This is a genomic window from Micromonospora sp. R77 (assembly GCF_022747945.1).
In the GTDB taxonomy this organism is placed as follows: Bacteria; Actinomycetota; Actinomycetes; order Mycobacteriales; family Micromonosporaceae; genus Micromonospora.
In genome coordinates, this window is the sequence record NZ_JALDST010000001.1 from 1,466,825 (window position 1) to 1,479,149 (window position 12,325).

The window sequence follows — 12,325 nt, forward strand, 5'->3', positions numbered from 1 at the left end:
TTCACATCGCGGTCCGGGCGGACCACAGCTCCGGGAAGACCACCCGGGCCATGCTGCGCTGCAACCAGGCCAGCCCGGCGGAGCCGCCGCTGCCCACCTTGGCGCCCATCGCGCGCTGCACCGCCTTGAGGTGGTGCCAGCGCCAGTCACCGAACCGCTCGGCCACCTCGGTCAGCGCCTCGCCGAGCAGCCGCAGGTGGTTGTCGGGACCGCTGTCGCCGTAGATCCGCACCCACGCCGCCTCGATGGCCGGGTGCGGCTCGTGCTCGGCGGTCACGTCCCGGTCGAGCAGGTCGGCGGGGACGGCGAAGCCCCGCCGGGCCAGGAGGGCGACCACGTCGTCCCAGAGGCTCGGCGCGGCGAGGGTGGCGGTCAGCCCCGCGTACACCTCGGTCTGCCGGCGGAACGGGCGGATCAGCGCCGGGTCGCGGAGGCCGAGCAGGAACTCCAGGTGGCGGTACATGGCCGACTGGAAGCCGGAGCCCTCACCGAGCAGGTTGCGGAACCGGTTGAAGTCGGCCGGGGTCATCCAGCGCAGGCCCTGCCAGGCGGCGTTGAGCCCCTCCAGGTGCAGGGCGGCGCGGCGCAGCGGCGGCAGCGCGTCCCAGACCCGGTTGGCCCGCAGCTCCCGCTGGGCGTGCCGCAGCTCGTGGCAGGTCAGCCCGAAGTAGAGCTCCATGATCTGGCTGACCATCAGGAAGGACATCTCGCCGGGGTCGTCGCTGAGCGGCTGTTGCAACCCGTGCAACGTGCTGGCGTGCACGTACGCGTCGTAGGGCACCCGCTCGGCGAACTCCAACGTCGGTTCGCCGCCGTTGCGCGCCGCCCGGGCCGCCCGCTGTCGCGGGGTGGCCGGACGCACGGCCGCCGTCACCTGTTCCACCGTCATCTCCCTGGAGTACGTCGGGTCGGACGACATGGTCCCGCAGGTGGATCGGCCGATGGAATGCCTGTTCAACGGCGCTACTGTTACCGGACCTGTCGGATCGAAGGCGGAATCGGTTCCGGGTTCACGAAGGAAAGGTCACGCATGGACGAGATGGACTGGGCGCTGCTGCGGGAGCTCCAGACCGACGCGCGGCTCTCCTTCAGCGAGCTGTCCCGACGGGTGCACCTGTCGCCACCGGCCGTCGCCGAGCGGGTCCGTCGGCTGGAGGAGTCCGGAGTGATCACCGGTTACCACGCGCACGTGGACCTGACCCGGGCCGGCCGCACGGTGGTCGCGATGATCCGGATGTCCTGCTACGGCCCGCGCTGCATCCTGCACGACCCCGAGGTGGCCGGCTGGGCGGAGATCCTGGAGATCCACCGGATTACCGGGGACGCGTGCAGCATGCTCAAGGTCGCCGCCGGCTCGATCGACGAGTTCGAGCGGGTCATCGACCGGCTCGCCCCGTACGGCCAGCCGTCCAGCACGATGGTCCTGTCCACCCCGCTGGACTGGCACCCCGTCACCCCGCTCGGCCCGCCCGCCCGCCGGAAGTAAGGAGGGGCCCCCTGTTAACGCCTGCGGTATAGCAGGGGCCCCCTGTTAACAGCCGCTCACGGTGGGAATGCACGCCGCACTGCCCGTCAGCAGGATTCCGGTGCACCGCACCGGGAGGGGGGAATCATGCGGGGGCTTCTGCCACATCGTGCCCTGGCGGCCGTGTTGACCGTGCTCGGCCTGGTCGGGGCGTTCGTCCTGACCACCGTCACGCCGGCCCGGGCCGGGACGACCGTCTTCATCGAGATCACACCGAACAGCGTGCAGGCCGGTGGCCGGGTGAACATCCGGGCCAGTTGCGACAGCAACAACGACCGGCAGGCGCAGGTCACCTCGGACGCCTTCGGCCGGGTGGTGCTCCGGCCCGACAACGGCTTCCTCACCGGCGCCGTCACCGTCCCGAACAACAAGGCGCCCGGCGACTATCCGGTCGACCTGAGCTGCGCAGGCGGCGGGACCGCGTCGACCATGCTGACCGTGCTGAACATGGCGCAGCCGAGCAAGGGACCGGCCACCGGGGGCGGCGGCACGGCGGGCGGCCGGGGCGCCGCTGCTGGTCGGCGGGCTCGCCGTGGTGGCGGTGGTGGCCGGCTTCGGCGCCGTCGGCACCCGGCGCAGGACCGGACCGCACGCCTGACGGGACCACGGCCATGGCCCGCTCAGCCGACCGGGACCGCCGGCCGACCCCGGACCGGGCCGCGCCGGGCGGATCACCGGCTCGGCGCGGGGCCGGGGACGACGGCTGGCGTACGCGGACCACGGGCGGAGGTCGCCCCGGGCGGTAGCCGGGTTCCGGCTGCTGGCCCGGGCGTCCCGCCGGTTCGTCCGGGTCGCCGGGCACGCCTTCTCGGCCAGCGTGACCACCGCCGACCCGCAGGCGCGTGCGGTGCCGGTGCGCCGGCCGGCAGCACCGACCGGCCGGCGGCGGACCGTCGGGTCCACCGGGCCGGGTGCCCCGGTGCTGGTGATCGCCGCGCTGATGGTGCTGATCGTGGCGATGCTCGGCGTCGAGCGGGTCACCGGCATCAGCGTGCTGCCGCAGCAGTGGAGCGCCGGCCTGCGTCCGCCGCCGAAGAAGTTCCCGGTGCTGCCGGCGAGCCCGCCGACCGGCATCACCATCGGGAAGATCGACCTGCGGGCGCCCGTACACCGGGTGGGCCTGGCGCCGGACGGCACGATCGCCGTGCCGGACGTGGGCAAGGCCGGCGAGGCCGGCTGGTACGACCAGGGGCCGACCCCCGGGCAGTACGGTCCGGCGGTGATCGTCGGGCACGTCGACACCACCACCGGACCGGCGGTCTTCCACGAGTTGAAGAGCCTGCGGGACGGCGACCGGGTGGAGGTGACCCGGCAGGACCGCTCGGTGGCCGTCTTCGAGGTCACCTCGGTGCGGCGGTACGGCAAGGACCGGCTGCCGGCCGACGAGGTCTTCGGTGACTTCAGCCGGCCGAACCTGCGGTTGATCACCTGCGGGGGCCGCTGGGTGGGCGGCGAGACCGGCTACGCCGACAACGTGGTGGTCTACGCCTCGCTGGTGAAGGCGCGCGGGCCGTGACTCAGGCGGCCTCGGACTCGCGCAGGTCGAGCCAGTCCGCCCAGCGCGGGTCGGGGGCCCGGTGGCCGAGCACCCGCCAGGCCGTCCCCTTCGGCGGGGCCGGCAGGCTGTGCAGCCGCCAGCCCAACTCCGCCGGGGTCTTGTCGCCCTTGGTGTGGTTGCAGCGGGCGCAGGCCGCCACGACGTTCTCCCAGGCGTGCCGGCCACCGCGGCTGCGCGGGAAGACGTGGTCGATGGTCTCCGCCGGGCCCCGGCAGTAGGCGCACCGCCAGCCGTCCCGGGCGAAGATCGCCCGGCGGGAGAGCCCGACGTGGGTGCGGTACGGCACCCGGACGAAGCGGGTCAGCCGGACCACCGACGGCACCGGGAGCGCGTCCCGGGCGCTGTGCAGGATGCCGTCGCCGTCGGCCACGCAGACGGCCTTGGCGGACAGCACGAGGATGGCGGCCCGACGCACGGACACGACGCACAGCGGCTCGTAGGTGGCGTTGAGGACCAACGCGCCGGAGCCCGCCGTGGGTCGTATGTCAGGCATCGTGCTCACCCTCCCGGTCCAGCCGCTCCTGCCGCTGTCCCGCCGGTGACCTCCCACGGGCAGCGGGAAACACACCGGCGTCGGCCGGATCACCGACGTCCGTTGCGCCAATAGTCCCTGATCGGCACCGGGATTGCACGTACTAATCCGGGGTCCCCTCGGGAAGCTTTCCCCCGTCGTGTCAGGATGACCGGTTCCGCCCCGGTTGATCTCCGCCGCCCGGTCCGCCCGTAGCCGGAGGGTCGGCGTCCGGCGCGGCCCGGCGTTGCGGTACGAAGACACGGTGAGTGCCACCGGTCTACTGCTTCTCGCCCTGTCCGCCGGGGCGGACCCGAGTCCGAGCCCGACGCCGTCGGTCGAGTGCCGCGCGGATCCCTGGTGCAAGAACGTCTGGGAGATCACCGGGTCCGGCTGGTTCGCCGAGGGCAGCTACTGGATCGTGCTGAAGCCGCTGCGGGTCGTGCTGATCCTGCTGTTGGCCGTCGCCGCCCGGTGGGCGCTGCACCGGACCATCAACCGGCTGGTCCGCACCACCACCGACGGCGCGGTGCCGACCATGCTCCGGCCGCTGCGCGAGCGGATTCCGAGCGCCACGCTCGATCCGGAGCAGTTCGTGCCGGAGCGGCGGCGGCAGCGGGCCGAGGCGATCGGCTCGGTGCTGCGCAGCATGGTCACCGCGTTCGTCTTCGGCATCGCGCTGCTGATGGTGCTCAAGGAGTTCAGCTTCGACCTGGCCCCGCTGCTGGCCAGCGCCGGCATCGCCGGTGTGGCGCTCGGCTTCGGCGCGCAGAGCCTGGTCAAGGACCTGATCGCCGGCCTGTTCATGCTGATCGAGGACCAGTACGGGGTGGGTGACACCGTCGACCTCGGCGAGGCGACCGGGGTGGTCGAGTCGGTGGGGCTGCGGGTCACCACGGTCCGCGACGGCCGGGGCGTGCTCTGGTACATCCGCAACGGCGAGATCGTCCGGGTCGGCAACAAGAGCCAGGGCTGGGCGCTGGTGGTGGTCGACCTGCCGATCGGGTTCGCCGGCACCGAGGAGGCCACCGCCGTGCTACGTACGGCCGCCGCCTCGCTGGCGATGGACCCGGAGCTGGCGCCGCAGATCGTCGAGGAGCCCGAGGTGCTCGGCGTCGAGCAGGTGACCGTCGACGGCGCCGTGCTGCGTACGGTCGTCAAGACCACGGCCGAGGGGCAGTTCTCGGTCGGCCGGGAGCTGCGCCGCCGGCTCGCCGAGGCGCTGGAGAACTCGGGGATCACCGCCCGGATCGCCGCCGCCCGCCTGTACGCGACACCGGCGCGGATGCCCGGACCGGGCGAGACCGGTGCGGGTGGCCCGACCTGAGCCGGCGGCCCGACCCGAGCTGCGCCCCGGCCGGAGCGGGCCGGACGAGCGGGGGTCGCGCACCGCCCGGCCCCTCGGGTATCGTCCGTTCGTTCAGTCGGAGATGCGACGATCAATCCGTTCACCCTAGCCAGTTGTCAGACGATCGGGCAGAATCCGGTGACACACGCTCCTCTTAACGGGGACGTGCTCGTGTCCTCGCTGATCCGTGGATCTGACGACGGTTCCCGGGCCGGTCATCACGAGTGGCCCACCTTGGGGAACGATGGAGGCGACGGTGTCCGACGAGCGACCCGTTCGGGAGGGACCAGCCACCTTCCGTGAAGTGTTCGCCCAGGTCGAATATCGCGCCGTCTTCGCGGCCAGCACGCTGTCCTGGGTCGGCGACTACATCGCGAAGGCCGCGGTCACCGTCCTGGTCTACCGGGAGACCGACTCGGTCGCGCTCTCCGCCGCCGCGTTCGCGGTCAGCTATCTGCCCTGGCTGGTCGGTGGACCGCTGCTGGCCACGCTGGCCGAACGGCACCGCTACCGCAGCGTGATGGTGACCTGCGACCTGGTCCGGATGGCGCTGATGCTGCTGGTGGCCATCCCGGGCAACCCGCCGTGGCTGATCCTCGGGCTGCTCTTCGCCGCCACCCTGGCCAACCCGCCGAGCCAGGCGGCCCGGTCGGCGCTGATGCCGCTCATCCTCACCGGGGACCGGCTGGTGGTCGGCCTCTCGGTCAACGCGAGCGTCGGTCAGGCCGCGCAGGTCGTCGGCTATCTGATCGGCGCGACCATCGCCGTGGTCTCCCCCACCCTCGCCCTGCTGATCAACGCGGCGACCTTCGGCGCGTCCGCCCTGCTGGTCCGGTTCGGGCTGCGGAACCGGCCCTCGGCGATGAGCCCGGCACACCGCAGTCACCTGATCCGGGAGACCGGGCAGGGCTTCCAGATCGTCTTCGGCCGACCCGTGCTGCGCGCCATCGCCGTGCTGGTCTTCAGCGCGATGCTCTTCTCCATCGTGCCGGAGGGACTCGCCGCGGCCTGGGCGGCCGAGCGGACCGGCAACGGTGTGGACACCGGGGTCGCGCAGGCCGTCATCATGGCCGCCAACCCGGTCGGGTTCATCCTGGGCGGGCTGCTGGTCGGCCGGGCGCTGTCGCCGGAGCGTCGGCTCGCGCTGATGCGACCGCTGGCGGTCCTCGCGCCGCTGGCCCTGGTCCCCGCTCTCCTCGACCCACCGCCGCTGGTGGTGGCGGCGCTGGCCGCGATCTGCGGCTTCGCCGTCGCCGGGCTGCTGCCGATGGCCAACGGGCTCTTCGTCCGGGCGCTGCCGGACGGCTACCGGGCCCGCGCGTTCGGCGTGATGGCCAGCGGCATGCAGGTCATCCAGGGTCTCGCGGTGCTGGTCACCGGGCTGCTGGCCGAGCGGTTCCCCATCCCGCTGGTGGTGGGCGCCTGGAGCGTGGCCGGCGTGGGGCTGATGCTCCTGGCCACCCTGACCTGGCCGAGCCGCGAATCCGTGCAGGCCGCCGTCGACCAGGCCACGCGGGACAACGCCGCCCGGTCCGCGGCCGGCGACCCCCGCCCCCGTACGCCGGCGGACGAGCGGCCGGGCGACCGGGGTCGTCCCAGTCACGCGGTGAGCTGATCGACACGGCCACCGACCGGTGGCCACCGGTCGGGAGTCCCGCGCGCCTGGCAGGATGGAACGGTGAATCCCGCAGGCGAATCCGACCGGTCCGGAACCCCGATGACCCTCTTCGAGGCGGTCGGCGGCGAACCCACGTTCCGCAAGCTGGTGGACGAGTTCTATGCCGGCGTCGCCACCGACCCGCTGCTGCGGCCGATGTATCCGGAGGAGGACCTCGGGCCGGCCGCCGACCGGCTGACCCTCTTCCTCATGCAGTACTGGGGCGGCCCTAACACCTACTCGGCGCAGCGCGGCCACCCGCGCCTGCGGATGCGGCACGTCTCGTTCCGGATCGGCGCGGCCGAGCGGGACGCCTGGCTGCACCACATGCGTCGGGCGGTGGACCGGCTGGACCTGCCGCCGGAGATCGCCACCGCGCTCTGGGACTACCTGGAACGGGCCGCGTACTTCATGGTCAACGTGGCGGAGGACCCGACCGCCGGCGCGTGACGCCGCCCGACCCGACCGGCGCGGCCGGGCGGCGGGCCCGGCCGGCCGCTCAGAGCAGGGCGCCCTCGTCGTGCAGCCAGTCCACGAAGGTGGTGGCGACCGCCGCGCCACAGTCGAGCATCTCGACCAGGAGCGCGTCGTGCGTCCCGGCGCCGAGCGGCACCTGCAGCTCGGCGTAGATCGGCAGCTGACCGCGCTCGGTCGGGTCCCCGATGTAGGCCTTGCAGAACCGTCGGGTGTGGTTCCACTCGTTGACCACCCGGTAGGCCCGGTCCGCCCAGTCCGGCGGCACCGTCGCATGTGGGCGGGCCCGCATCACCAGGATCTCGTCCTCCGGACCCTCCAGCGTGACCAGTACGGCGTGTCGCTCCCACATGGCCAGCAGGTTGCCGTCGCCGTCGGCCAGGTAACGCACGTCGAGCAGGTCGAGCGCGTCGCAGACCCGCCCGAGGGTGACCGGCGCGACCGTCGCCGGCATCTCGGTCCGCACCGCCCGGTCGACGGCCGGGGTGTCGTCCCCCGGCTGACGAGGGGCCGGCGCTCCGACCCGGACGGTGTCATCCACTGTGGTCCCGCTTCGAGTTTCCGGGTCGCCGCCGCCGGCGGGACCTGGGCGCCATGACCACCACGGCATCGCTCGCGCACCTCACTCCCCAGCGGATCCAGCCGCCTACGGTGCGTTGGATCCGAGGATGGACGGTACCCGGACAGCCGGGTTGAAGCATCCCCCCAACGGCTGCCCCAGCCCGGAAGAACGATCCGGGGTCATCCGTTCGGACGATCGGCGACGGGCGTCAGGGCGAGATCCGCGACCTTCCGCGACCACACTGCTCCGTACGGTCCCACCAGCCCGACCCAACGGCCGGCGGCCCGCACCTGGACGTCGCCGTCGCCGAGGAAGCCCATCCGGACCAGCCCCTGCACCAACCGCTGCGGCACCTCCACCGGGGCGTCCGGCGCGTCGTCGGGGGTGACCACCACCGCGACGTGGTCGAGCAGCGCGTCCCGCAGCACCCGCTGCCCCACCGCCCGGCCACCCACCCCGTGGGCCGCCGCCTCGCGCAGCGTGCCGGCCGCCGCGGCGGCGATCCGGCGTACCTGGTCCGCAGGAGCAACTCCACCGCCCGGCTGGCCACCGGCGGCAGCGGCCAGCGCCACTGGTCGTCCCGGCGCTGCGGCAGGGCGGCACCACCGGCCGCCAGCTCGGCCAGCAGGTCGGCCGCGACGACGGTCACGTCACCGGGTGCCGCCCCGGTCACCGTCCGGACCACGAGCACGCCCCACGGCAGCCGCGCCCAAAGGGCCGTACGACCCGTTCCCGGCACCGGCCGGAGCCGGACCACGGTGGCCGGGTCGAGCCGGACCAGCCGGGCCAGGAAGGCTCCCGCGTCGGCCACGCCGTCCAGCCCGTGCCCGGCGGGCCCACTCACGAGCCGCCGCCGGCGGGGGCGTAACGGAGCAGGAAGGTGCGCTCCTCCGGGCTGATCCGGCGGGGCCGCTGCGCCGCCAGGTCGAACGGGACCAGCACCGAGCGGGCCCGGCTGGCCAGCACCTCACCGTCGTACAACTCGTAGGCGACGGTGAACGAGGCGGCCCGGACGTCCTCGATCCACAGCTCGATGCGGACGGTCGGGGCCGCCTCCGCGCTGGCCCGGCCGAGGGCGTAGTCGACCGGGCGCAGGTAGTCGACCTCGTGCCGGCGGATGACCACTCCGTCGGCGAACGAGCCCACCCCCCACGCCCGGCCCCCGGCGAACATCAGCGCCACCCGCGCCTCCTCGTAGAGGGTGAGGAAGCGCGAGTTGTTGACGTGGCCGTACGCGTCCAGGTCGGACCAGCGCAGCGTGCAGTGGTAGACGAACCGGTCAGTCACGGGTGAGCTTGCGGTAGGTCACCCGGTGCGGGCGGGCCGCCTCGGCGCCGAGCCGGTCGATCTTGTTCTTCTCGTACGCCTCGAAGTTGCCCTCGAACCAGAACCACTTCGACGGGTCCTCGTCGTCGCCCTCCCAGGCCAGGATGTGCGTGGCGACCCGGTCCAGGAACATCCGGTCGTGGGAGATGACCACGGCGCAGCCGGGGAACTCCAGCAGCGCGTTCTCCAGGCTGGAGAGGGTCTCCACGTCCAGGTCGTTGGTCGGCTCGTCGAGCAGGATGACGTTGCCGCCGATCTTGAGGGTCAGCGCCAGGTTGAGCCGGTTCCGCTCGCCACCGGAGAGCACCTTGGTCGGCTTCTGCTGGTCCGGCCCCTTGAACCCGAACGCCGCGATGTACGCCCGGGACGGCATCTCGACCTTGCCGACCATCAGGTAGTCCAGGCCGTCGGAGACGACCTCCCAGACCGTCTTGTCGCCGGCCAGACCCTGCCGGTTCTGGTCGACGTACGACAGGGAGACCGTCGGGCCGACCTTGACCTCGCCACCGGTCGGCTGCTCCAGCCCGACGATGGTCTTGAACAGGGTGGTCTTGCCGACGCCGTTCGGACCGATGATGCCGACGATGCCGTTGCGCGGCAGCGAGAAGGAGAGGTTGTCGATCAGCAGCCGGTCGCCGAAGCCCTTGCTCAGGTTGTGCGCCTCGATGACGGTGCTGCCCAGGCGCGGGCCCGGCGGGATCTGGATCTCCTCGAAGTCCAGCTTCCGGGTCTTCTCCGCCTCGTTGGCCATCTCGTCGTAGCGGTCGAGGCGGGCCTTGGACTTGGTCTGCCGGGCCTTGGCGTTGGAGCGGACCCACTCCAGTTCCTCAGTGAGCCGCTTCTTCATCTTGGCGTCGCGGCGACCCTCCACGGCGAGCCGGGCGGCCTTCTTCTCCAGGTAGGTGGAGTAGTTGCCCTCGTACGGGTAGGCCCGGCCGCGGTCCAGCTCGAGGATCCAGTTGGCCACGTTGTCCAGGAAGTACCGGTCGTGGGTGATCGCCATGACGGTGCCGGCGTACTTCGCCAGGTGCTGCTCCAGCCAGGAGACGCTCTCCGCGTCCAGGTGGTTGGTGGGCTCGTCGAGCAGCAGCAGGTCGGGCGCCTCGAGCAGCAGCTTGCAGAGCGCGACCCGGCGCCGCTCACCACCGGAGAGCTGGGTGACGTCGGCGTCCGGCGGCGGGCAGCGCAGCGCGTCCATGGCCAGTTCGAGCTTGGAGTCGATGTCCCAGGCGTCGAGGTGGTCCAGCTCCTCCTGGAGCTTGCCCATCTCCTCCATCAGCTCGTCGGAGTAGTCGGTCGCCATCTGCTCGGCGATCTTGTTGAACCGCTCCAGCTTGGCCTTGGTCTCGGCGACCGCCTCCTCGACGTTGCCGAGGACGGTCTTGGCGTCGTTGAGCGCGGGCTCCTGGGCGAGCATGCCGACGGTGTAGCCGGGCATGAGCCGGGCCTCGCCGTTGCTCGGCCGGTCCCACCCTGCCATGATCTTGAGGAGGCTGGACTTACCGGCGCCGTTCGGGCCGACCACACCGATCTTGGCCCCCGGCAGGAAGTTCAGCGTCACGTTGTCGAGCACGACCTTGTCGCCGTGCGCCTTGCGCGCCTTTTCCAGGACGTAGATGAACTGGGCCACGGTGCGGGCTACCTCCGTCGGTTGCGATCGCGAGCTGGTGCGGCGCGGCGCGGGCGGCGACTTCCGCCCGCCGCCGCCGGCCGGGAGCCGGCCGCGCGCACGCCGCCGTCAATCCTGACAGGTACGGCCCGCTCCGCCCACATCACCCCGCCCCAGCAGTACGCCCGGCGCGTCTCCTTGTCGAAGGGGTGATGTCGACAAGATCACGCCGAGGGTTCAGCAACCGTGGGACGGGTAGGTGAGTCCGGCACGGGGGATCAGACGCCGCAGCTACGCTCAGTACGCTCATCGCGGTGGACCCGTCAGTACCCGGAGGTGGCCGATCGTGACCGTCCGTAGCTCCTTTGTCGTAGTGGCGAACCGACTGCCGGTCGACGAGGTGAGCACACCCGAGGGGCGACAGTGGCGGCGCAGCCCCGGCGGGCTGGTCACCGCGCTGCACCCGGTGCTCGCCGAGCACCAGGGGACCTGGGTCGGCTGGGCCGGCGGCACCGGTGCCGCACCCGAACCGTTCGACCTGGAGGGGATCCGGCTGCACCCGGTGCCGTTGAGCGCCGAGGAGCTGGAGCGCTACTACGAGGGCCAGTCCAACGCGACGATCTGGCCGCTCTACCACGACGCGGTGGAGACCCCGGCGTACAAGCGCCGCTGGCGCGAGGCGTACCGGCTGGTCAACGCCCGGTTCGCGGAGGCCGCGGCGGAGGTCGCGGCCGAGGGCGCGACGGTCTGGGTGCAGGACTACCAGCTCCAGCTGGTCCCGGCGATGCTGCGCGAGCTGCGGCCGGACCTGAAGATCGGGTTCTTCCTGCACATCCCGTTCCCGCCGATCGAGCTGTTCATGCAGATGCCGTTCCGGACCGAGATCCTGCGCGGTCTGCTCGGTGCCGACCTCATCGGTTTCCAGCAGCGGCTGGCCGCGCAGAACTTCGTCCGGCTGGCCCGGCACCTGCTCGGGCTCCGCTACGAGGGCCAGATGATCCAGGTCGACGGGCGGCAGGTGAAGGCGGGCGCCTTCCCCATCTCGATCGACACCCGGGAGATGGAGCGGCTGGCCGAGGACCCGGCGATCCAGGCCCGCGCGAAGCAGATCCGCGAGGAGCTGGGCAACCCGAAGACGATCATCCTGGGCGTGGACCGGCTGGACTACACGAAGGGGATCGAGCTCCGCCTCAAGGCTTTCCGCGAACTTCTGTCTGACGGAAAGTTGACAGTTCCGGATGCGGTTATGGTGCAGGTAGCCACGCCCAGCCGCGAGCGGGTGGAGCACTACCAGGCACTTCGGGTCAAGGTGGAACGCGAGGTTGGTCGGATTAATGGTGAATTCGGCCGGGTCGGCGTGCCTGCCGTGCATTATCTGCATCAGTCGTACAGTCGCTCCGAACTGGCTGCGATGTACGTCGCGGCCGACGTGATGATGGTGACCCCGCTGCGAGACGGAATGAATCTGGTGGCCAAGGAGTACGTCGCATCGCGCGCCGACCAGGGCGGCGCGCTCGTGCTCAGTGAATTCGCCGGCGCCGCCACCGAGCTGCGCCAGGCCTTCCTCTGCAACCCGCACGACCCCGACGCGGTCAAGGACGCGCTGCTGCGCGCCGTGCACGTCGAAAAACCGGAGGCCCGCCGTCGGATGCGGGTGATGCAGCGACACCTGCGCACCCACGACGTGGGCCACTGGGCCAAGTCCTTCCTGACCGAACTCGGTGTGCCCGATACGGAGGTTGCGTGAACTCCCCC

11 protein-coding genes and 2 pseudogenes are annotated in these 12,325 nt (G+C 72.0%); 7 read left to right on the forward strand and 6 right to left on the reverse strand.

The features are described 5' to 3' along the window. Position 1: 1 nt before the first annotated feature. Entirely contained in the window at positions 2-889 is an 888-nt protein-coding gene (locus MRQ36_RS06610) for a tryptophan 2,3-dioxygenase (RefSeq protein ID WP_242793844.1), read from the reverse strand. Between the two features lie 141 nt (positions 890-1,030). Here MRQ36_RS06610 and MRQ36_RS06615 point away from each other — a divergent pair, with 141 nt between their 5' ends. The 3 genes and pseudogenes from MRQ36_RS06615 (at position 1,031) to MRQ36_RS06625 (ending at position 3,041) form a co-directional block, all read left to right on the forward strand. Next, positions 1,031-1,486 (forward strand): Lrp/AsnC family transcriptional regulator, encoded by a 456-nt coding sequence (locus MRQ36_RS06615; protein ID WP_242793846.1) that lies wholly within the window; start codon positions 1,031-1,033, stop codon positions 1,484-1,486. Between the two features lie 126 nt (positions 1,487-1,612). Continuing rightward, positions 1,613-2,123: pseudogene (locus MRQ36_RS06620) on the forward strand (hypothetical protein). Between the two features lie 105 nt (positions 2,124-2,228). Continuing rightward, positions 2,229-3,041, forward strand: coding sequence for a class F sortase (locus tag MRQ36_RS06625; RefSeq protein WP_242800881.1), 813 nt, complete (start codon positions 2,229-2,231; stop codon positions 3,039-3,041). 1 nt (position 3,042) lies between these two features. On the opposite strand, the gene MRQ36_RS06630 is transcribed toward MRQ36_RS06625, so the two are convergent. Beyond that, on the reverse strand, positions 3,043-3,576 hold the full coding sequence (locus tag MRQ36_RS06630; protein ID WP_242793848.1) for an HNH endonuclease: 534 nt from the start codon (positions 3,574-3,576) through the stop codon (positions 3,043-3,045). Positions 3,577-3,859: 283 nt separating this feature from the next. Between MRQ36_RS06630 and MRQ36_RS06635 the strand changes: the two genes are divergently transcribed. From MRQ36_RS06635 to MRQ36_RS06645, 3 genes are all read left to right on the forward strand, one after another. After that, on the forward strand, positions 3,860-4,921 hold the full coding sequence (locus tag MRQ36_RS06635; RefSeq protein ID WP_308194785.1) for a mechanosensitive ion channel family protein: 1,062 nt from the start codon (positions 3,860-3,862) through the stop codon (positions 4,919-4,921). Positions 4,922-5,186: 265 nt separating this feature from the next. Continuing rightward, positions 5,187-6,557 (forward strand): MFS transporter, encoded by a 1,371-nt coding sequence (locus MRQ36_RS06640; protein WP_242793852.1) that lies wholly within the window; start codon positions 5,187-5,189, stop codon positions 6,555-6,557. Positions 6,558-6,659: 102 nt separating this feature from the next. Then, positions 6,660-7,049: a globin gene (locus MRQ36_RS06645; protein WP_242793854.1), complete on the forward strand. Its 390-nt coding sequence runs from the start codon at positions 6,660-6,662 to the stop codon at positions 7,047-7,049. A gap of 49 nt (positions 7,050-7,098) precedes the next feature. Here MRQ36_RS06645 and MRQ36_RS06650 read toward each other — a convergent pair whose 3' ends face one another. From MRQ36_RS06650 to ettA, 4 genes and pseudogenes are all read right to left on the reverse strand, one after another. Continuing rightward, positions 7,099-7,683 (reverse strand): YbjN domain-containing protein, encoded by a 585-nt coding sequence (locus MRQ36_RS06650; protein WP_242793856.1) that lies wholly within the window; start codon positions 7,681-7,683, stop codon positions 7,099-7,101. A 131-nt stretch (positions 7,684-7,814) separates the two neighbouring features. Continuing rightward, positions 7,815-8,479 (reverse strand): annotated as a pseudogene (locus MRQ36_RS06655) (hypothetical protein). Beyond that, the gene (locus MRQ36_RS06660) at positions 8,476-8,922 is read right to left on the reverse strand and encodes a thioesterase family protein (protein ID WP_242793858.1); all 447 of its coding nucleotides are present in this window, start codon (positions 8,920-8,922) and stop codon (positions 8,476-8,478) included. The pseudogene MRQ36_RS06655 and the gene MRQ36_RS06660 overlap by 4 nt, the downstream one beginning before the upstream one ends. Continuing rightward, positions 8,915-10,591 (reverse strand): energy-dependent translational throttle protein EttA, encoded by a 1,677-nt coding sequence (gene ettA / locus MRQ36_RS06665; RefSeq protein WP_242793859.1) that lies wholly within the window; start codon positions 10,589-10,591, stop codon positions 8,915-8,917. The genes MRQ36_RS06660 and ettA overlap by 8 nt, the downstream gene beginning before the upstream one ends. A gap of 325 nt (positions 10,592-10,916) precedes the next feature. Between ettA and MRQ36_RS06670 the strand changes: the two genes are divergently transcribed. After that, complete coding sequence (locus tag MRQ36_RS06670; protein WP_242793862.1) at positions 10,917-12,317, forward strand: trehalose-6-phosphate synthase; 1,401 nt, start codon at positions 10,917-10,919, stop codon at positions 12,315-12,317. The last annotated feature ends 8 nt before the right edge of the window (positions 12,318-12,325 follow it).